The sequence below is a fragment of the Streptomyces sp. NPDC041129 genome, from assembly GCF_055592265.1.
Window position 1 is genome coordinate 375,341 of the sequence record NZ_JBVIYV010000007.1, and the last position, 18,118, is coordinate 393,458.

Sequence of the window (18,118 nt, forward strand, 5' to 3'; positions counted from 1 at the left end):
CCGCACCGCCGACGCACTGAAGGAGCGCTGCATGAGCATGGCCATGGTCGGCATGATCGCCGGGATGGTGCTGGGGTTCGCCGGGTACTTCGGCGGCTTCGGGGCCTTCCTGCTGGTGGCGGCGCTGGGCGCCGTCGGGTTCGTCGCCGGCCGGTACCTGGAGGGCGACCTGCAACCCGGTGACCTCTTCCGGAGCCGCGGCGACCGGCGCGACCGGCGGGGATGACCGCCGTGAGCGCGGAGACCGGCACGGCGCGCCCGCAGGCCCCGGTGCCGCCCGTTGAGCGCGGCGCCCTCAGGGTCGCGGACCGGGTCGTGGCGAAGATCGCGTCGCGGGCCGCACGCGAGGCGCTCGGCCCGCTGCCCGCGGACGCCGCCGCCCCGCACGCCGTGGCCGCCGTCCACCCCCACCCGCGGGCCGGCTCGGGGCGGGGGAGCCTCGTGGGAACCGCCCGGGTACGCGTCCAGGTCGAACTCGCCCACCCCGTCGACATCGGCGCCCGCTGCGCCGCGGTGCGTCGGCAAGTGAGCGAGCGGGTGAGCGAGTTGGTGAGCATGGAGGTGCTGGAGGTCGCCGTCCGGGTCGAGCGGCTGCACCTGGCACCGCTACCCGGCGCACACAGCGGGAGGACGCGATGAGCGAACCCCGGCCGTCCGAGGACACCCGGCGACCGCCCGTCGTCGACCTCGGCAAGACCCCCGGTGCCCCGCAGCCCCTGCTCGACCGGGGCAGCGGCCGCTTCTGGTCACCGCGCCGGGTCCCCGCCGGCGTCGTCGCCCTGCTCCTGCTGGCCGGTGCGGGCGTCCTGCTGTACGACGTCGTCGCCGTACGCGCTCACCGTCCCGCGATGCACTGGCGCCGCGCGCTGGCCCGGCAGCTCGCCGAGCGCCCCCTGGACGACGTCTGGGTGCTGGCCGGCGCCGGTGTGGCCGCCGCGCTCGGTCTGTGGCTGATCGTGCTCGCCGTGACGCCCGGTCTGCGCGCCCTGCTGCCCATGCTGCGCCCGCACCCCGACGTCCGCGCCGGACTGCGCCGCGAGGCGGCCGCCCTGGTGCTGCGCGACCGGGCCCTGGAGGTCTCGGGCGTACGGGAGGCACGGGTGCGGATGCGCCGCCGCCGGGCCCGCGTCCGGGCGCTCGCGCACTTCCGCGACCTGGACGAGGTCCGGGCCGACCTGGACGACGTGCTCACCGACGCGGTGCGGGGGCTCGGGCTGAGCCGGCCGCCCGCCCTGTCGGTGGACGTCCGGCGGCCCGGACGGAAGGGGTGAGGACGGTGCGCACCGGTCGCGTGAACCGCGTACTGCTCTGTCTCGTGGGTCTCCTGCTGCTCGCGGTGGGCGGCTCGGTGCTGGCCGTGGGCCTGGGCGCCCCGGCGCCGCGCCGCTGGCCGCACTTCGGCCCGCACGACGTCCTGCTCAGCACCGCCGAGCGCACCCGGTGGCGGGACGCGGGCTGGTGGTGGCCGGCGGTCATCGCGGGCCTGGCCGTTCTCGTCCTGCTCGCCCTGTGGTGGCTCGCCGCGGTCCTGCGCCGGCGCCGCCCGGCCGAGATCGTGGTCGACACCGGGGACGGTGAGGGCGCCCTGCTGCGCGGACCGGCGCTGGAGTCCGCGCTCACCGAGGACGCGGCCCGGCAGCCGGGCGTGGCCGACGCCGAGGCCCTGCTGACCGGCCGCCGTACCAGGCCCGCGGTGCGGGCCGGGCTCCGGCTGGAGCCGGCCGTGGACCCCGCAGCCGCCCTGAGCGAGTTCACCGCCCGGCCCCTGACTCGCGCGCGCGAGTCGGCGGGCCTGGCGTCGCTCCCGGCGGAGGTGCGGCTGCGGGCGGTCAGGCACCGCGCGGAACGGGTCTCCTGAGCGCGGGCGGTCGCGGCGGACCTCAGAATCCGTGCCGCATCCCGCCGTCCACCGGAACCATGATCCCGGTCAGGTAGGAGGCAGCGGGGGACAGCAGGAACGCCGCGACTCTGCCGAACTCCTCCGGCGCCCCGTACCGGCGCAGCGGGATCCGGGACTCGCTCGCCGCCCGGGTCGCCTCGGGATCGGCGGACAGCGCGTCCAGCTCGCGCACCCGGTCGGTGTCGATACGGCCCGGCAGCAGACCCACGACACGGATCCCGCGCGGCCCCAGCTCGTCGGAGACGGACTTCGCGAACCCGGCGAGCCCCGGCCGCAGCCCGTTGGAGATGGTCAGCCCCGCGATGGGCTCGTACACCGACCCGGACAGCACCAGCCCGATGACACCGCCCGGCTCCAGTTCGGCCGCCGCCGTGCGGGCGAACCGGACCGCGCCGAGGAACACCGACTCGAACGCGTCCCGCCACTGCTCGTCCGTGTTGTCGGAGACGAACCCCGGTGCCGGGCCGCCGACGCTGACCAGAACACCGTGGAAGCCGCCGAAGTGCTCCCGGGCGGCCGTGATCAGCCGCTCGGCGGCCCCCGGGTCGGCGTTGTCGACGGCCACGCCCACCGCGTTCGGGCCCAGTTCGGCCGCCGCGGCGGCGACCCGCTCCTCGTCACGGCCGGTGACGACCACCTTCGCCCCGTCGGCGACCAGCTCCCGCGCGGCGGCGTTGCCCAGCCCCCGCGTCGCGCCGGTGACGACGTACACCCGGTCCTTCAGTCCAAGATCCATGGCACCTATCCTGCCTCCTCGCCGCCGAACAGGGCGAGGGCGGTGTTCACCAGCGCGATGTGGCTGAACGCCTGCGGGAAGTTGCCGAGCTGGCGGCCCAGTTCCCGGTCGTACTCCTCCGCGAGCAGCCCTACGTCGTTGGCGAGGCCCACCAGCCTCTCGAACACCTCCCGCGCCTCCTCCTTGCGGCCCGTCATGTGCAGCGCCTGCGCGAGCCAGAACGAGCAGGCCAGGAAGGCTCCCTCGCCGCCCGGCATGCCGTCCACGCCGACCGCGTCGGTGTCGTAGCGGCGGACCAGCCCGCCGTGTTCCAGGTCGTCACGGATCGCGTCCACCGTGCCGATCACCCGCGGGTCGTCGGGCGGCAGGAAGCCGCAGTGGGGGATCAGCAGCAGGGCGGCGTCCAGTTCGCGCGAGCCGTAGTACTGGGTGAAGGTGTTGCGCTCCGGGTCGAACCCCCGCTCGCACACCTCCCGGTGCACCTCGTCGCGCATCGCCCGCCAGCCGTCGAGGTCACCGGGCAGCTCCGGGTACCGCTCCAGGGTCCGCACGGCGCGGTCGGCGGCCACCCACACCATCACCTTCGAGTGCACGAAGTGGCGCCGGCCGCCGCGCACCTCCCACAGGCCCTCGTCGGGCTGCCGCCAGGCCGACTTCAGGAATGTCATCAGCGCGCACTGCAGCGACCACATGTGCGGCTTGGTGGACAGGCCGGAGGCGCGGGCCAGGAAGAGCGAGTCCATGACCTCGCCGTACACGTCGAGCTGGAGCTGGTCGACGGCGCCGTTGCCGACCCGCACCGGCGCGGAGTCGGCGAAGCCGGGCAGCCAGGGCAGCTCCCACTCCGGCAGCCGCCGCTCGCCCGCCACGCCGTACATGATCTGCAGGTCGGCCGGATCGCCCGCGACCGCCCGCAGCAGCCAGTCGCGCCAGGCCTCGGCCTCGCCGTGGTAGCCGGCGGCCAGCAGGGCGCCCAGGGTGAGGGTGGAGTCGCGCAGCCAGCAGTACCGGTAGTCCCAGTTGCGCACCCCGCCCGGTTCCTCGGGCAGGGAGGTGGTGGCCGCGGCGACGATCCCGCCCGTCGGGGCGTAGGTGAGCGCCTTGAGGGTGATCAGGGACCGCACGACGGCGTCCCGGTGCGGCCCGTCGTAGCGGCAGTGGGCCGTCCAGCGCCGCCAGTCCCGCACGCTGGTGCTGAGCGCCGTGTAGGGGTCGACGAGCGCGGGACGCGGTTCGTGCGAGGGGTGCCAGGTCAGCACGAACGCGACCCGCTCGCCCTCGGCGAGGGTGAACTCCGCGTGGGTGCAGAAGTCCTCGCCCCACATGCGTACGGGGGGCTCGGCGCGCAGCCACACCGAGTCCGGTCCGGCGACGGCCACCCGGTGGCCGTCGGAGCGGCGCATCCACGGAATGATCGAGCCGTAGTCGAAGCGCAGCCGCAGCATGCTGTGAACGGTGACTCTCCCGCTGACGCCCTCCACGATCCGTACGACGTCGGGGGCGCGGTCGCGCTGCGGCATCAGGTCGGTCACCCGCACGGTGCCCTCGGCGGTGTCCCACTCGGTGTCGAGGACCAGGGTGTCGGGCCGGTAGGCGCGGCGCGTGCAGGTGCCCGCGCCCTTCGGCGCGATCCGCCAGTGGCCGTTCTCCTCGTCGCCCAGGAGCCTGGCGAAGCAGGCGCCGGAGTCGAAGCGGGGCAGACACAGCCAGTCGATCGAGCCGTCCCGGCCGACCAGGGCCGCGGTCTGCTCGTCCCCGATGACGGCGTAGTCCTCGATGCGCTCGTTCACAGCATGCGGCTTCCCGGGGGCTCGCGCGGCCAACCAGGTGGTGCGCCGGGGGAGTGACGGCGTTCCCGGAGGGCCGCTGCCGTCACACGGCGGCCGGCTCGCTCTCCTCCGGCGCCGGCTCGGCGGCCGCCTCGTCTCGGTCCCGGATCTCGCGCCGGACCAGGAACCACCAGCCCACCGGGACGGCCGCGGCGAACAGCCACCACTGGAGCATGTACGCGTAGTTCAGCGGGGCGTCCTCGCTGCCCGGGTCGGAGATCTGCTCGGGGGTGCCGTTTCTGGCGGCGGGCGCCGTCTGCTCGACATAGCCGCCGAGCACCTTCGCGCCGAGCCGCCGCGCCTCCTCGGCGCTGTTGATCAGCATGATCTGCCGGTCCGGCAGACCCTTGACGTTCTTGATGCCGCTCGCCGAGGTCGTCTCGTCGGCCTCCAGCCGCCCGGTGAGGGTGAGCCGGCCAGCGGGCGGCGCGGGGACCTCGGGGAACTCGGTCTGCACGCCGTTCGCCGGGATCCAGCCCCGGTTGACCAGCAGCACCCGGCCGTCGGTCAGGACGAACGGGGTCAGGACGTGGAAGCCGACCTCGCCGTCGGAGTTCGTCCGGCGCCGGACCACCACCTCCCGGGAGGCGTCGAAGGTGCCGGACGCGGTGACCGTGCGGTACTTCTCGGCGCGGGTCACGGAGTGACCGGGGGAGGTGAGACGTTCCACGGGGACGGGTTCGGCGTGCAGCGCCCGGGAGACGAGGTCGTTGCGGGCGGTGCGCTCCTGGTACCGGTGCTGCTGCCAGAAGCCCAGCTCGATCATCGTCGGGATCAGCGCGATCGCGATGATGGTGAGGATCACCCACTGGCGGGTCAGCAGGAAGCGGTAGCGGTGCACCCCACGACGGTACATCCGGGCCGTGGGGTGCATCCGGGCGGGTACCGGGTCACACCCGGTCCACCACCCCCGTCTTCCCCTCCGCCCGGGCGCAGTGCGCGCCGCAGAACCAGTGGCCCTCGACCTCCACGCCCTGCCCGATGATCTGCACCCGGCAGTGCTCGCAGATCGGGGCCATGCGGTGGATCGCACAGGAGAAGCAGTCGAACACGTGCACGGCTCCCTGCGCGTGCACCTCGAAGGTCATTCCGTAGTTGTTGCCGCATACTTCACATGTCGCCATGGGGCACAGCGTGAGCCGTGGCCGGCCCCCGGGCGAGCGGGCGCGGGGCGAGTCGCGCGCCAATCACCCGTCCGTACGGTCACCCGTCTGCGGGCTCGACGTCCCGCAGCAGCTGTCCGAAAGCGGCCTCGTCGACCACCGGCGTCCCGAACTGCCGCGCCTTGACCACCTTCGAGGTGCCCGAGCCGGGGTCGTTGGTGACCAGCAGGCTGGTCAGGCGGGACAGGCTCGTCGCCACGTGCAGCCCGGCCTCGGTCGCCCGGTCCTCCAGCAGCTCCCGCTCGGTGGAGGTGTCCCCGGAGAACGCCACCCGCATGCCCTGTTTGAGGCGTTTGCCCGCTTCGTAGCGGCCGGGGTTGGGGTAGGGGCAGGCGGGCCTCTTCCGGGACGGGCGCCAACCGCCGTAGCTCTGGCCGCCGTAACCGCCGCTCGCCTGCCGGCCGATCCGGGGGGTGTCCGACCACTCCGTCAGCGGCCGGCACTCCAGCAGCGGAAGCCGTACGTCACCCGCCGCCGCGGCCCGCAGGCTGGGCCGGAACGCCTCGGCGAGCACCCGCGCGTCGTCCAGCGCGTGGTGCGCCCGCTGCTGGACCACCCCGAAGTGCGCGGCCAGCGACTCCAGCTTGAAGTTGGGCAGCGGCAGCCCCAGCTCCTTCGACAGGGCGATGGTGCACAGCCGTTGCCGCACCGGGGCCTCGCGTCGCGCGCGCGCGTACTCGCGCGCGATCATCTGCCAGTCGAAGACCGCGTTGTGCGCGACGAGCACCCGGCCGTCGAGACGGGCCGCGAACTCCTCCGCCACCTCCCCGAACAGCGGCGCCCCTTCGAGCACCTCGCTCGTCAGGCCGTGTATCCACACCGGGCCCGGATCGCGCTCCGGGTTGACCAGCGTGTACCAGTGGTCCTCGACCTCGCCGCGCGCGTCCAGCCGGTACACGGCCGCGGAGATGATCCGGTCGTCCCGGGCCAGGCCGGTGGTCTCCACGTCAACGACCGCGTATCCCTTCGGATACGCGGCCGGCCACTGCGTGGCGGAGGACACTGCGGTCGCACGGTCTTCGAGCATGGTCACTGAGGATACGGGCCACGACCGACAGCGCCGTGCCCCAGGTCCGGCGGTGGCGCCCCGGGCCCGTCCTCCTGCTCGGCGGCCGCACACGCGTGCGTGCCGAGAACCCGCGCCGGACGCACGGCAGTTCCCGCGGCCGTGCCCGAACTCGGCGCGCCGGTGGCCGAGTACGCCGGTGTGCGGCGGCAGGAGTCCCGGCGGGACGCCCGAGCGGCCGCGGCCGTGCGATTCTCGCTGCTGTGACGGAACCAACGCATGACGAGGCGCACGGCGGTGCGCTGGGCTCCCGCCTGAACTGGCTGCGGGCGGCCGTCCTCGGCGCGAACGACGGCATCGTGTCCACCGCGGGCCTCGTCGTCGGCGTGGCCGGCGCGACCGACTCCCGGGCCGCCCTGCTCACCGCGGGCCTGGCCGGCCTGCTCGCCGGGTCGATGTCGATGGCGGCCGGGGAGTACGTGTCGGTGTCCACCCAGCGGGACTCGGAGAAGGCCGCGCTGGCCCAGGAGCGGCGGGAACTGCGCGAGCAGCCGGCCGCGGAACTGGAGGAGCTGACCGGGATGCTGGAGGAGCGCGGGCTGTCCCACGAGGTCGCCCGGGAGGCCGCCGGGCAGCTGACCGAGCGGGACGCGCTGAGGGCACACGCGCGCGTGGAACTGGGCATCGACCCGGACCAGCTCACCAACCCCTGGCACGCGGCCTGGGCGAGCTTCCTGGCCTTCACCGTGGGCGCCCTGCTGCCGCTGCTGGCGATCGTCCTGCCGCCGGCCGGCCTGCGGCTCCCGGTCACCGTGCTCTCCGTGCTGGCCGCGCTCGTGCTCACCGGCTGGAGCAGCGCCCGGCTGGGCGCCGCCGCGCCCGGTCGCGCGGTACTGCGGAACGCGGCGGGCGGCGCCCTCGCCATGGGGGTGACGTACCTGGCCGGGACGCTGCTGGGCGCGGTGGGGGCGTAGCCGGCCGGGGAGCGGACCCGGGCCCCGCCCGCGCGGCCCGCCGCCACCAGGACGTACCGTGAGGTGCGCTCGACCACCCCCCGGGCGCACCGCACGACACCTCGCACGAGAAGGACCCTCGCCATGCGCGCCACCACCATCCACGCCCCGTACGACATGCGTGTGGAGGACGTTCCCGAACCCGTGGTGCAGCTGCCCACCGACGCCGTGGTGCGGGTGCTGCGCGCCTGTATCTGCGGCAGCGACCTGTGGGCCTACCGCGGCGAGGCGGCCCGGCAGCCGGGGCAGCGCATCGGCCACGAGTTCCTCGGCATCGTCGAGGAGGCCGGCTCCGAGGTGTCCACCGTCCGGCGCGGCGACCTGGTGGTCGCCCCCTTCATGTGGTCCGACGGCGTCTGCGACTACTGCCGCGAGGGCCTGACGACCTCCTGCGAGCACGGCGGCTTCTGGGGCTCCGTCGGTTACGACGGCGGCCAGGGCGAGGCCGTGCGCGTGCCGTTCGCCGACGGCACCCTCGTCCAGCTGCCCAAGGACGCCGCCTCCGACGACCATCTGCTGTCCGCCCTGCTGACCCTCTCCGACGTGCTCGGCACCGGCCACCACGCGGCCCTCGGCGCGGGCGCCCGCCCGGGCGCCACGGTCGCCGTGGTCGGCGACGGCGCCGTCGGCCTGTGCGCCGTGCTGGCCGCCAAGCGGCTCGGCGCCGAGCGGATCATCGCGCTCGGCCGGCACGAGGTCCGCACCGACATCGCGCGCCGCTTCGGCGCCACCGACGTCGTCGCCGAGCGCGGGGACGCGGCCGTGGAAGCCGTGCGCGAGCTGACCCGGGGTCAGGGCGCGCACGCCGTGGTCGAGGCGGTCGGCACCGAGCAGTCCATGCGGACGGCCGTGAACATCACCCGCGACGGCGGTGCCATCGGCTTCGTCGGCGTGCCCCACGGCAGCGGCACCGGACTGGACCTCGGCGTCATGTTCGACCGGAACATCGCCCTGCGCGGCGGTGTCGCGCCGGTCCGCGCCTACATCCCCGACCTGCTGCCCGACGTCCTCGACGGCACCATCGACCCGTCCCCGGTCTTCGACCTGACCGTCGGCATCGAGGGCGTCCCGGACGGCTACAAGGCGATGGACGAGCGCACCGCCCTCAAGGTGCTCGTCACCAACGGTTAGGACCCGGCGGCAAGCCGGTCAGGAGCGGGCCGTGAAACCGGCTAGGACCAGCGGATCGGCAACGGCAGAGCCGTGAGCAGACCCGAGACCACGACCACCGCGCCCAGGGCGATCACCTCGGCCCGCGCCGGTGCGTACGCGGTCAGCGGGTCGGCGACCAGGATCACCTTGGCCGGCAGGGGGCGTGCGTTCCGGCCGCCCGCGGGCTCATTCCCAGCGCGCGGGGTCCGACCCCCAGGGCGCCGGGGGCCGCGCCCAGCCGGCCGGGCCGCCCGTGAAGGACACCGGTGGCAGGGCGTGCCGCAGCCGCCCGAGGCGGCTGCCGGTCTCCGCGAGCCAGGCGTCCGGGCCCTCGTACCCGGCACCGCCGTCACCGGCACGGCCGGGTGGCATCCCGTCCGTCAGCCAGTGCGCGGTACGGGCGAGCGCCAGCCGGACCAGCCGGCCGCCCCCGTCGTACGACTGCTCGGTCAGCGCCCGCAGCACGGCCGCCGCCAGCAGGAACCCGGTGCCGTGGTCCAGGGCCTGCGCGGGCAGCGCGCCGGGCCGCTCGGCCGAGCCCTCGGTGACCGCGATGCCGGTCGCGGCCTGCACCAGGCTGTCGAAGCCGCGCCGCCCGCCCCAGGGCCCGTACGCGCCCCAGGCCGACACCTGTGCCACCACCAGCCCGGGGTGCCGCTCCGCCAGCGCCTCGGGGGAGAGCCCGAACCGGTCCAGGGCGCCGGGTCGGTAGCCGGTCACGACGACGTCCGCCGCGGCCAGCAGCTCCTCGAGGGTGTCCCGGCCGGTGGTGAGGTCGAGGGTGGCGGAGCGCTTGCCGAAGCCCGTGTCGGCGTGCTGGTCGGGGAGTTCGGGCGAGCGCGGGGGATCGAGGCGCAGCACGTCCGCGCCGAGCAGCGCGAGGGTGCGGGTGGCGACCGGGCCGGCCAGCACTCGGGTCAGATCCAGGACGCGCAGCCCGGCGGCGGGCAGCAGCCGGGCCGCGGCCGGGTCGAGCGGGGGCCGCACGCGCGCGGGGGACGTGTCCAGCCGCTCGCGTTCGACCAGCGGCCGGGCGGCCACCTCGGCGGCCTGTCCGTGTGCCGCCCACTCCCGCGGGGTGCGCAGGGCCACGGCGAGACCGCCTGCGCGGTGGAGCGTGTCCTCCACCTCCAGGGCGGACCGTTCGGCGATCCGCGCGCCCGCCTCCGCCACCGGGACGTCCTCGGGCAGGTCCAGCGCGCGCAGCAACCGGGCGCGGTGGTGCGGGTAGTTGGCGTGGGTGCGCACCCAGCCGTCGGCGGTACGCCAGAACCGGGACAGCGGCGCGATGGCGACCGGGGCCCGGCCGTCCACCCGCAGCAGCCGCTCGCTGTGGAACGCGGCGGCGACCGCGCCGTCGTCCACCTCGGCCCCCGGCACCCGGCCGAGTCCGGCCCGTCGCGCCCCCAGTTCGGCGGCGGCCAGCGCGCACGCGCCGACGCACGCGCGCGCCAGCCGGCTCACCGGCAGCCGTGCCGGCAGCGCGCCCGCGCGCTCGACGACCGACACACGCGACACCAGGGCGGGGTCACCGCCCAGAGCGGTCCAGGCGAAGTTGATTTCCGTCATGACTGCACTATGCAGTATTGATTCAATCAACCTTGAGGTCGGATCACGGCCGGAGCGGGTGCCGCCGGAGACCCTCCGGCGGCACCCGGGCGCGGGGAGGGGGTCAGCGCACCGCGCGCAGCGCGTTGACGATCCCGGACCCGTAGAAGCCGTTGACGCGCTTGCCGCCGACGCAGGTCGCGTCCACGACCCCGTCGCCGTCCCCGTCGTACGGGCCGGCCGGGCAGCCCGGGTTGTCGGCCTGCGCCTTGAGCAGCGCCTGGAGCTGGGCCGGGGTGGCGTGCCGGTGCGCCGACTTCAGCAGCGCGGCCACGGCGGCCACGTGCGGGGACGCCATCGAGGTGCCCTGGAGGAAGCCGTACTGGTTGTTCGGCAGCGTGGACAGGATGCGGCCGTTCTTCGACGGCGTGTCCGGGATCTGGTACTTGTCCCCGCCCGGCCCCGCCACGTCGACCACGCCTCGGCCGTAGCTGGAGTAGTACGACTTGGCCCCCTTGACGCCCACCGCGCTCACGGTGACCACGCCGGGCAGCTGGGTCGGGATGTCGAAGCACTTGTGCGGGTCGACCGTCCGGGTGCCGGCGGTCGAGTCGTCCGGGCTGGAGTCGTCCACGATCGCGTCGGAGTCGAGGTCGTCGTTGGAGTTGCCCGCCGAGGCCACGTTGAGCGTGCCCCTGCGCTGTGCGTACGACTGCGCCCGGTTGACCGCGTCGACGATGGCGCGCTGGTCGGGGTCGTCCATGCAGTTGTACAGCCACGGGTCGACGTAGTAGCTGTTGTTGGTGACCTCGATGCCGTGGTCCGCCGCGAACACGAAGGCGCAGACCACGCTCTCCGGGTAGAACAGTTGGGTCGAGTCGGGCTGGGCCACCGTGATGCTCGCGACCTTCACCCCGGGTGCCACGCCCGCCACGCCTATGCCGTTGCGGGCCGCGGCTATCTCGCCCGCGACATGCGTGCCGTGGTAGTGGTCGGCGTCCGCCGGCCGCCAGGCGCCGTACGTCGTGTCCGCCTTGCCGCTCACACAGTTCGCCGACTGCGACGCGGAGAAGTTCGGGGCGATGTCCGGGTGGGTGTCGTCGACGCCGGTGTCGATCACGCCGACGGTCACGCTCCGGCTGCCCGGGTCGATCGTGGCGGCCTTGTCGGCGCCGATCGACCGCAGGTCCCACTGGTCGGCCTCGAGGGGCTCCTCGCCGGCCGCCGCGCCCCGGGCGACCTTCGCGGCCTCCGCCTTCGACAGGACCTGGACCGCGCCCTCGTCCGTCGTCCCCGCCGCGCTCAGCGGGGCGGTACGGGTGGCGCCCGCGGACTGCACGCCGCGCACCGCGCGCATCCGCTCGCCGAAGTCCGCCTGTGCGGAGTGCGCGACGATCACCCCGATCCGGGCGTAACTCGCCACGATGGTGCCGCCGTTGCGCGAGATCGCCCGCTCCACCGACTCGATCGTGCGGTGGTCCGTCCTGGTGTTGACCACGTAAGCCAGGGCCGGGCCGTCCGCCGCCCGTGCCGTGGTGGCCGCCTCGGTCGCCGCCGAGGCCGCCGTCGGCAGGAAACCGAGCGAGGCGGTCAGTGAGAGCACGACCGGCACGGCGAGCGCCAGTCGGCGTCTGGAGCGCAGATGAACCATGGGATCTCCACATCATCCGGATACGGAACCGCCCGAGACACAGGTGGTGCTCGGGCGCGTACATGACGGGTGGTGCAGGCCGAAGCTATCTCCCCGATCTGATCTCCGAAAGAGGCAGGCCGACTTGAACCGGTCCGCGCGCGGCGCCGTGACCGTGGACGGAGGGCCCGGCACGCTCGTGGGCCCCCAACGGAATCACGCACCGGAGTCGGTCGACGACTGCGGGTAACGTGATCCCTTGTCCGTGTGAGGTCGACGCAGCGCATGTCCGACGCGAGGAGAGCCCGTGGCCACCGAGACACCGCCACCCGCGAAACCGCAAGCCCACCTTCCCTCCACCGAGGAGTTCGCCGAGGTCCAGCAGAGCGCGGAGTTCGCTGAGTTGCGCCGCGCCAACCGCTCCTTCGCGTTCCCCCTGACCATCGCCTTCACCACCTGGTACCTGCTGTACGTCCTGCTCTCCTGCTACGCGGGCGGGTTCATGGGCACCAAGGTGGCCGGCAACATCAACGTGGCCCTCGTCCTGGGCATCGCGCAGTTCCTCACCACGTTCCTCATCGCCTGGTGGTACGCGCGGCACGCCGCCGCCAAGCTCGACCCGCGGGCCGAGGCCATCAAGTCCCGGATGGAGGGCGGAGCATGAGCCCCGCACAGCACACCCTGCTCGCCGCCGGCGAGGCCAGTGAGCACCGGACGCTGATCATCACCCTGTTCGCGGTGTTCGTCGCCGTGACGCTCGTGATCACCGTCTGGGCCGGCCGGCAGACCAGGGACGCCGCCGACTTCTACGCCGGCGGACGGCAGTTCACCGGCTTCCAGAACGGCCTGGCCGTCTCCGGCGACTACATGTCAGCCGCGTCCTTCCTCGGCATCGCCGGCGCCATCGCCCTCTTCGGCTACGACGGCTTCCTGTACTCCATCGGCTTCCTGGTGGCCTGGCTGGTCGCCCTCCTCCTGGTGGCCGAGCCGCTGCGCAACTCCGGCCGCTACACGATGGGCGACGTCCTGGCCTACCGGATGCGCCAGCGGCCCGTGCGCACCGCGGCCGGCGTCTCCACCATCGTCGTGTCGATCTTCTACCTGCTCGCCCAGATGGCCGGCGCCGGCGTGCTCGTCTCGCTGCTGCTCGGCATCACCAGCGACGGCGGCAAGATCGGCATCGTCGCCCTGGTCGGCGTCCTGATGATCGTGTACGTCACCATCGGCGGCATGAAGGGCACCACCTGGGTCCAGATGGTCAAGGCGGTGCTGCTGATCCTGGGCGCCCTGCTGCTGACCTTCCTGGTCCTGCTGAAGTTCCACTTCAACATCTCGGACCTGCTCGGCACGGCCGCCGACAACAGCGCCAAGGGCTCGGCCTTCCTGGAGCCCGGCCTGAAGTACGGCGCCACCGGAACCACCAAGCTGGACTTCATCTCCCTCGGCATCGCCCTGGTCCTCGGCACCGCGGGCCTGCCGCACATCCTGATCCGTTTCTACACGGTGCCGACCGCCAAGGCCGCCCGTAAGTCCGTCATCTGGGCGATCGGCCTGATCGGCGCCTTCTACCTGATGACCCTCGCCCTCGGCTTCGGCGCCGCCGCGCTGATCAAACCGGACGAGATCATCGCCTCCAACAAGGCGGGCAACACCGCCGCCCCGCTCCTCGCCCTGCACCTGGGCGGAGTGGACTCCAGCTGGGGCGCGATCCTGCTCGCCACCATCTCGGCCGTCGCCTTCGCCACCATCCTCGCGGTGGTCGCCGGCCTCACCCTGGCCTCGTCGTCCTCCTTCGCCCACGACATCTACGCCAACGTCATCAAGAAGGGACAGGCCACCGAGAAACAGGAGCTGGGCGCGGCCCGCTGGGCCACCGTCGGCATCGGTGCCGTCTCCATCCTGCTCGGCGCCATGGCCCGCGACCTGAACGTGGCCGGACTGGTCGCCCTCGCCTTCGCGGTCGCCGCCTCGGCCAACCTGCCGACCATCCTCTACAGCCTGTTCTGGAAGCGGTTCACCACCTCGGGCGCCCTGTGGTCGATCTACGGCGGCCTGGTCACCGCGGTCGGCCTCGTGCTGTTCTCCCCGGTGGTGTCCGGCAAGCCGACCTCGATGTTCCCGGACCTCGACTTCCACTGGTTCCCGCTGGAGAACCCGGGCATCATCTCGATCCCGGTCGGCTTCCTGCTGGGCGCCGTGGGCACCCTGCTCTCCAAGGAGGTCCCGGACGCCGGGAAGTACGCGGAGCTGGAGGTGCGGTCCCTGACCGGCACGGGAGCGCACTGACCTTCGTCGCGACGGCCGCGTCGTACGGGATCGTACGGTCCTACGACGCGGCCTCGCCGTGCCTCGTGGGATCGGGCCACCACCGTTGTCGGTGCTCTCGCGTAGGCTCGCAGGTGACGGAGAACAAAGATGATGCGGTACCGAGGGAGGGGGCCCACGTGCTCATCGACACCTACGGCCGAGTCGCCACCGACCTTCGGGTCTCACTGACCGACCGGTGCAATCTGCGCTGCACCTACTGCATGCCCGAGGAGGGCCTGCAGTGGCTGGCCAAGCCGGACCTGCTCACGGACGACGAGATCGTCCGCCTCATCGACATCGCGGTCCGCCTGCTCGGCATCGAGGAGGTCCGCTTCACCGGCGGCGAGCCCCTGCTGCGCCCGGGCCTGACCGGGATCGTCGAGCGCGTCGCGGCCCTGGAGCCCCGGCCGCAGATGTCCCTCACCACCAACGGCATCGGGCTCAGGCGCACCGCGTCCGCCCTGAAGGCGGCGGGCATGGACCGGGTCAACGTCTCCCTGGACACCCTCCGCCCGGACGTCTTCAAGACCCTCACCCGCCGCGACCGCCACCGGGACGTCCTGGAGGGTCTCCAGGCCGCCCGCGAGGCGGGCCTCGACCCGGTCAAGGTCAACTCGGTCCTGATGCCGGGGCTGAACGCCGACGAGGCCCCGGACCTGCTGGCCTGGGCGGTGGAGCACGACTACGAGCTGCGCTTCATCGAGCAGATGCCGCTCGACGCCCAGCACGGCTGGAAGCGCGAGGGCATGGTCACCGCCGGGGACATCCTCGCCTCCCTGCGCACCCGCTTCGACCTCACCCCCGAGGGCGCCGACGAGCGCGGCTCGGCACCGGCGGAGCGCTGGCTGGTCGACGGCGGCCCGCACCGGGTGGGTGTGATCGCCTCGGTCACCCGGCCGTTCTGCGCGGCCTGCGACCGCACCCGCCTCACGGCCGACGGCCAGATACGGACCTGCCTGTTCGCCACGGAGGAGACCGACCTGCGAGCCGCCCTGCGCTCCGGCGCCCCCGACGAGGAGATCGCCCGCGTCTGGCGCCTGGCCATGTGGGGCAAGAAGGCCGGAGCGGGCCTCGACGACCCCTCGTTCGTGCAGCCGGACCGGCCGATGTCGGCGATCGGCGGCTAGAAGCCCTCGGATGCCTTCCAGTCCTCGAACTTCACCACGTCCTTGAGGAAGCCGCGGACCCCGAGGAACTGCGAAAGGTGCTCGCGGTGCTCCTCGCAGGCGAGCCACGTCTTGCGCCGCTCCGGCGTGTGGATCTTCGGGTTGTTCCAGGCCAGCACCCACTGGGCAGTGGTACGGCAGCCCTTGGCGGAGCAGATGGGGGTCTCGTCACTCACAGGTTGGTCACTGTTTCCGTCTCACAGAGCCCCCGTAAACAAGGCGACGCCGAGCAGCCACGGGGGGAGCTGCCCGGCGTCGGTCCGTCGCTCCGACGGGGGATGCGGAGCGCGTACGCAGTATGTCATGGGTCACCCTGCGTCCGGCACTGAACCGCACGATTGAATTGAGCTTTTCTTGAGCTTGGCCGCGAGCCCGTTCCACCGCCCCGTATCCGCCGTGGTCAGGCCCGTTCCGGCCGCTCACCTGGCCCCCGTGCCCCCGGCTCGGCCGACAGGTCCTCCGGTACGGATTCCGCCTGCGCGCCCTCGCCCTCCGCGCGCGGCGGCGTGATCATCGGCCGCGTCGGGGCCGTGACGAAGGTCGACGGAAGGGCGGGCGGCCGCTCCCGGCCGGCGTTCGCGATCACCACCGCGATGTAGGGGAGCACCGCGCCGAGCACCAGTGCCACGATGGCGACGTACCGTTCGACGTTCCACAGGGTCGCCGCGAGGATCACCGAGGCGGTCCGGATCGTCATCGAGATGACGTACCGCCGCTGCCGGCCCCGCACGTCCTCGGCCAGACCGGTCCGGGCGCCGGTGATCCGGAACACCTGGACGTTGCCGCCGTGCTGCTTCCGCATCACATTCCACCATCCGCCCGCATCGGACTCCCATGGCCCGCAACCTTCGCCCGCGCACGGGCGCGAGACCCGTGCGGAACATCTCCACGTTACGCCGCGCCCCCACCGCCCACGAGACCGGGTCGCCGCCCGCCCGCGCGGACGCCATCGGCCGGGCCACGTACGGGCGTACCCGACATGCGCCGTACGGCTTGCGCGCGGAGACTTGCCGTAGTGCTCACGCCGATCGGTACGAGGAGGCAGCCATGGGCTGGTTGTGGGCGATCATCGTCGGGTTCGTGCTGGGCCTCATCGCCAAGGCGGTCATCCCGGGCAAGCAGCACAGCCCCCTGTGGCTGACCACCATCGGCGGCATCCTGGGCGCCATCGCGGGCAACGCGATCGCCAGTGCCCTCGGCGTCGCGGAGACCAAGGGCATCGACTGGAGCCGGCACGCCTTCCAGCTCATCGCCGCGATCATCATCGTGGCCCTGATCGACGCCGCCTACATGGCGACGATCGGCAAGCGGAAACAGCAGCAGCGCGTCTGACGGCGGACACACCGAAGGGCGGCTCCCCGGCACGGGGAAGCCGCCCTTCGGCCTGTCTCACGCGGGCTTGACCTCGACGGCGGCCAGGTTCTTCTTGCCCCGGCGCAGCACCAGCCAGCGTCCGTGCAGCAGGGCCTCCCGGGCGGGAACCGCGTCCTCGGCGGTGACCTTCGCGTTGTTCACGTAGGCACCGCCCTCCTTGACCGTCCGGCGGGCGGCCGACTTGCTGGCCACCAGACCGACCTCGGCGAACAGGTCGACCACCGGGCCAAGCTCGGTGACCTGGATGTGCGGCACCTCGGACAGCGCAGCCGACAGCGTCCGGTCGTCCAGCTCCGCCAGCTCGCCCTGGCCGAAGAGGGCCTTGGACGCGGCGATCACGGCGGCCGTCTGGTCGGCGCCGTGCACCAGCGTCGTCAGCTCCTCGGCGAGCGCGCGCTGAGCGGCGCGGGCCTGCGGGCGCTCCTCGGTCTGCCGCTCCAGCTCCTCCAGCTCGTCCCGGGACCTGAAGGACAGGATCCGCATGTACCGCGAGATGTCCCGGTCGTCCACGTTCAGCCAGAACTGGTAGAACGCGTACGGCGTCGTCATCTCCGGGTCGAGCCAGACGGCGCCGCCCTCGGTCTTGCCGAACTTGGTGCCGTCCGCCTTGGTCATCAGCGGGGTGGCCAGGGCGTGCACGTCCGCGTCCGGCTCCAGCCGGTGGATCAGGTCCAGGCCGGCCGTGAGGTTGCCCCACTGGTCGCTGCCGCCCTGCTGGAGCCTGCAGCCGTAGCGCCGGTACAGCTGCAGGAAGTCCATGCCCTGCAGGATCTGGTAGCTGAACTCGGTGTAGCTGATGCCCTGGTCGGACTCCAGGCGGCGGGCCACGGAGTCCTTCGTCAGCATCTTGTTGACCCGGAAGTGCTTGCCGATGTCCCGCAGGAACTCGATCGCGGAGAGGCCCTCCGTCCAGTCGAGGTTGTTCACCATGACCGCCGCGTTCTCGCCCTCGAAGGACAGGAACGGCTCGATCTGGCCGCGCAGCCGGCCCACCCAGCCGGCCACCGTCTCCGGGTCGTTCAGCGTGCGCTCGGCGGTCGGGCGCGGATCGCCGATCAGGCCCGTGGCGCCGCCGACCAGCGCCAGGGGCCGGTGCCCGGCCTGCTGGAGCCGGCGCACGGTGAGCACCTGGACCAGATGCCCCACGTGCAGCGACGGCGCCGTCGGGTCGAAGCCGCAATAGAACGTGACGGGACCGTCCGCGAGCGCCTTGCGCAAGGCGTCCTCGTCGGTGGACAGGGCGAACAGCCCACGCCACTTCAGCTCGTCGACGATGTCCGTCACGGTTCTCGTG

22 protein-coding genes are annotated in these 18,118 nt (G+C 73.2%); 11 read left to right on the top strand and 11 right to left on the bottom strand.

Features of this window, described 5'->3' with window-relative positions; genetic code table 11:
• Positions 1–31 precede the first annotated feature (31 nt).
• From ACZ6B1_RS24030 to amaP, 4 genes are read left to right on the top strand one after another with little or no spacing between them, the layout of a single operon-like run.
• Positions 32–226, top strand: coding sequence for a hypothetical protein (locus tag ACZ6B1_RS24030; RefSeq protein ID WP_468781475.1), 195 nt, complete (start codon positions 32–34; stop codon positions 224–226).
• Entirely contained in the window at positions 223–639 is a 417-nt protein-coding gene (locus ACZ6B1_RS24035; protein WP_468781477.1) for an Asp23/Gls24 family envelope stress response protein, read from the top strand. Before ACZ6B1_RS24030 ends, ACZ6B1_RS24035 begins: the two co-directional genes overlap by 4 nt.
• Positions 636–1,271: a DUF6286 domain-containing protein gene (locus ACZ6B1_RS24040; protein WP_468781479.1), complete on the top strand. Its 636-nt coding sequence runs from the start codon at positions 636–638 to the stop codon at positions 1,269–1,271. Before ACZ6B1_RS24035 ends, ACZ6B1_RS24040 begins: the two co-directional genes overlap by 4 nt.
• A complete protein-coding gene (gene amaP / locus ACZ6B1_RS24045) occupies positions 1,268–1,858 on the top strand; it encodes an alkaline shock response membrane anchor protein AmaP (RefSeq protein ID WP_468781481.1) in 591 nt (196 codons plus the stop codon). Before ACZ6B1_RS24040 ends, amaP begins: the two co-directional genes overlap by 4 nt.
• 22 nt (positions 1,859–1,880) lie before the next feature.
• On the opposite strand, the gene ACZ6B1_RS24050 is transcribed toward amaP, so the two are convergent.
• From ACZ6B1_RS24050 to ACZ6B1_RS24070, 5 genes are all read right to left on the bottom strand, one after another.
• Entirely contained in the window at positions 1,881–2,636 is a 756-nt protein-coding gene (locus ACZ6B1_RS24050) for an SDR family oxidoreductase (protein ID WP_468781483.1), read from the bottom strand.
• A 5-nt stretch (positions 2,637–2,641) separates the two neighbouring features.
• On the bottom strand, positions 2,642–4,426 hold the full coding sequence (locus tag ACZ6B1_RS24055) for a glycoside hydrolase family 15 protein (protein WP_468781485.1): 1,785 nt from the start codon (positions 4,424–4,426) through the stop codon (positions 2,642–2,644).
• A gap of 82 nt (positions 4,427–4,508) precedes the next feature.
• Complete coding sequence (locus tag ACZ6B1_RS24060) at positions 4,509–5,306, bottom strand: SURF1 family cytochrome oxidase biogenesis protein (protein ID WP_468781487.1); 798 nt, start codon at positions 5,304–5,306, stop codon at positions 4,509–4,511.
• Between the two features lie 49 nt (positions 5,307–5,355).
• Positions 5,356–5,589: a hypothetical protein gene (locus tag ACZ6B1_RS24065; RefSeq protein WP_143637825.1), complete on the bottom strand. Its 234-nt coding sequence runs from the start codon at positions 5,587–5,589 to the stop codon at positions 5,356–5,358.
• A 79-nt stretch (positions 5,590–5,668) separates the two neighbouring features.
• Positions 5,669–6,655 carry a DEDDh family exonuclease gene (locus ACZ6B1_RS24070; RefSeq protein ID WP_468781489.1) on the bottom strand — a complete coding sequence of 329 codons (987 nt, stop codon included), beginning with the start codon at positions 6,653–6,655 and terminating at the stop codon, positions 5,669–5,671.
• Positions 6,656–6,754: 99 nt separating this feature from the next.
• Between ACZ6B1_RS24070 and ACZ6B1_RS24075 the strand changes: the two genes are divergently transcribed.
• The 3 genes from ACZ6B1_RS24075 to ACZ6B1_RS24085 all read left to right on the top strand — a co-directional run bounded on the left by ACZ6B1_RS24075 (position 6,755) and on the right by ACZ6B1_RS24085 (position 8,778).
• Positions 6,755–6,901, top strand: a complete 147-nt coding sequence (locus ACZ6B1_RS24075) for a hypothetical protein (protein WP_468781491.1) — start codon at positions 6,755–6,757, stop codon at positions 6,899–6,901.
• Positions 6,898–7,608 carry a VIT1/CCC1 transporter family protein gene (locus ACZ6B1_RS24080; RefSeq protein ID WP_468781493.1) on the top strand — a complete coding sequence of 237 codons (711 nt, stop codon included), beginning with the start codon at positions 6,898–6,900 and terminating at the stop codon, positions 7,606–7,608. The genes ACZ6B1_RS24075 and ACZ6B1_RS24080 overlap by 4 nt, the downstream gene beginning before the upstream one ends.
• Before the next feature lie 123 nt (positions 7,609–7,731).
• Positions 7,732–8,778: a zinc-dependent alcohol dehydrogenase family protein gene (locus ACZ6B1_RS24085; protein ID WP_468781496.1), complete on the top strand. Its 1,047-nt coding sequence runs from the start codon at positions 7,732–7,734 to the stop codon at positions 8,776–8,778.
• A gap of 41 nt (positions 8,779–8,819) precedes the next feature.
• Here ACZ6B1_RS24085 and ACZ6B1_RS24090 read toward each other — a convergent pair whose 3' ends face one another.
• The 3 genes from ACZ6B1_RS24090 to ACZ6B1_RS24100 all read right to left on the bottom strand — a co-directional run bounded on the left by ACZ6B1_RS24090 (position 8,820) and on the right by ACZ6B1_RS24100 (position 11,998).
• Positions 8,820–8,945: a hypothetical protein gene (locus tag ACZ6B1_RS24090; RefSeq protein WP_468781572.1), complete on the bottom strand. Its 126-nt coding sequence runs from the start codon at positions 8,943–8,945 to the stop codon at positions 8,820–8,822.
• A gap of 40 nt (positions 8,946–8,985) precedes the next feature.
• Positions 8,986–10,368 (bottom strand): CoA transferase, encoded by a 1,383-nt coding sequence (locus ACZ6B1_RS24095; protein ID WP_468781500.1) that lies wholly within the window; start codon positions 10,366–10,368, stop codon positions 8,986–8,988.
• A 103-nt stretch (positions 10,369–10,471) separates the two neighbouring features.
• Entirely contained in the window at positions 10,472–11,998 is a 1,527-nt protein-coding gene (locus ACZ6B1_RS24100) for a S8 family peptidase (protein WP_468781502.1), read from the bottom strand.
• A gap of 286 nt (positions 11,999–12,284) precedes the next feature.
• Between ACZ6B1_RS24100 and ACZ6B1_RS24105 the strand changes: the two genes are divergently transcribed.
• The 3 genes from ACZ6B1_RS24105 (at position 12,285) to moaA (ending at position 15,411) form a co-directional block, all read left to right on the top strand.
• Positions 12,285–12,641, top strand: coding sequence for a DUF485 domain-containing protein (locus ACZ6B1_RS24105; RefSeq protein WP_351669101.1), 357 nt, complete (start codon positions 12,285–12,287; stop codon positions 12,639–12,641).
• On the top strand, positions 12,638–14,263 hold the full coding sequence (locus ACZ6B1_RS24110; RefSeq protein ID WP_468781504.1) for a solute symporter family protein: 1,626 nt from the start codon (positions 12,638–12,640) through the stop codon (positions 14,261–14,263). The genes ACZ6B1_RS24105 and ACZ6B1_RS24110 overlap by 4 nt, the downstream gene beginning before the upstream one ends.
• A gap of 158 nt (positions 14,264–14,421) precedes the next feature.
• Positions 14,422–15,411, top strand: coding sequence for a GTP 3',8-cyclase MoaA (gene moaA, locus ACZ6B1_RS24115; RefSeq protein ID WP_468781506.1), 990 nt, complete (start codon positions 14,422–14,424; stop codon positions 15,409–15,411).
• On the opposite strand, the gene ACZ6B1_RS24120 is transcribed toward moaA, so the two are convergent.
• Entirely contained in the window at positions 15,408–15,626 is a 219-nt protein-coding gene (locus tag ACZ6B1_RS24120; protein WP_468781507.1) for a hypothetical protein, read from the bottom strand. The two genes, moaA and ACZ6B1_RS24120, sit on opposite strands and share 4 nt — an antisense overlap.
• 224 nt (positions 15,627–15,850) lie before the next feature.
• Positions 15,851–16,252: a DUF3099 domain-containing protein gene (locus ACZ6B1_RS24125; protein WP_468781509.1), complete on the bottom strand. Its 402-nt coding sequence runs from the start codon at positions 16,250–16,252 to the stop codon at positions 15,851–15,853.
• Between the two features lie 245 nt (positions 16,253–16,497).
• On the opposite strand from ACZ6B1_RS24125, the gene ACZ6B1_RS24130 reads away from it, so the two are divergent.
• Entirely contained in the window at positions 16,498–16,782 is a 285-nt protein-coding gene (locus ACZ6B1_RS24130) for a GlsB/YeaQ/YmgE family stress response membrane protein (protein ID WP_199210032.1), read from the top strand.
• Between the two features lie 57 nt (positions 16,783–16,839).
• Here ACZ6B1_RS24130 and tyrS read toward each other — a convergent pair whose 3' ends face one another.
• Positions 16,840–18,108 carry a tyrosine--tRNA ligase gene (tyrS, locus tag ACZ6B1_RS24135; protein ID WP_468781511.1) on the bottom strand — a complete coding sequence of 423 codons (1,269 nt, stop codon included), beginning with the start codon at positions 18,106–18,108 and terminating at the stop codon, positions 16,840–16,842.
• Positions 18,109–18,118: the final 10 nt, after the last annotated feature.

What these genes read in the sequence shown, in the direction of transcription:
- ACZ6B1_RS24030 (WP_468781475.1), top strand. Translation starts at nt 32, where the DNA reads ATGAGCATGGCCATGGTCGGCATGATCGCCGGGATGGTGCTGGGGTTC.
- ACZ6B1_RS24035 (WP_468781477.1), top strand. Translation starts at nt 223, where the DNA reads ATGACCGCCGTGAGCGCGGAGACCGGCACGGCGCGCCCGCAGGCCCCG.
- ACZ6B1_RS24040 (WP_468781479.1), top strand. Translation starts at nt 636, where the DNA reads ATGAGCGAACCCCGGCCGTCCGAGGACACCCGGCGACCGCCCGTCGTC.
- ACZ6B1_RS24050 (WP_468781483.1), bottom strand. Translation starts at nt 2,636, where the DNA reads ATGGATCTTGGACTGAAGGACCGGGTGTACGTCGTCACCGGCGCGACG.
- ACZ6B1_RS24065 (WP_143637825.1), bottom strand. Translation starts at nt 5,589, where the DNA reads ATGGCGACATGTGAAGTATGCGGCAACAACTACGGAATGACCTTCGAG.
- ACZ6B1_RS24070 (WP_468781489.1), bottom strand. Translation starts at nt 6,655, where the DNA reads ATGCTCGAAGACCGTGCGACCGCAGTGTCCTCCGCCACGCAGTGGCCG.
- ACZ6B1_RS24085 (WP_468781496.1), top strand. Translation starts at nt 7,732, where the DNA reads ATGCGCGCCACCACCATCCACGCCCCGTACGACATGCGTGTGGAGGAC.
- ACZ6B1_RS24095 (WP_468781500.1), bottom strand. Translation starts at nt 10,368, where the DNA reads ATGACGGAAATCAACTTCGCCTGGACCGCTCTGGGCGGTGACCCCGCC.
- ACZ6B1_RS24100 (WP_468781502.1), bottom strand. Translation starts at nt 11,998, where the DNA reads ATGGTTCATCTGCGCTCCAGACGCCGACTGGCGCTCGCCGTGCCGGTC.
- ACZ6B1_RS24110 (WP_468781504.1), top strand. Translation starts at nt 12,638, where the DNA reads ATGAGCCCCGCACAGCACACCCTGCTCGCCGCCGGCGAGGCCAGTGAG.
- ACZ6B1_RS24125 (WP_468781509.1), bottom strand. Translation starts at nt 16,252, where the DNA reads ATGCGGAAGCAGCACGGCGGCAACGTCCAGGTGTTCCGGATCACCGGC.
- ACZ6B1_RS24130 (WP_199210032.1), top strand. Translation starts at nt 16,498, where the DNA reads ATGGGCTGGTTGTGGGCGATCATCGTCGGGTTCGTGCTGGGCCTCATC.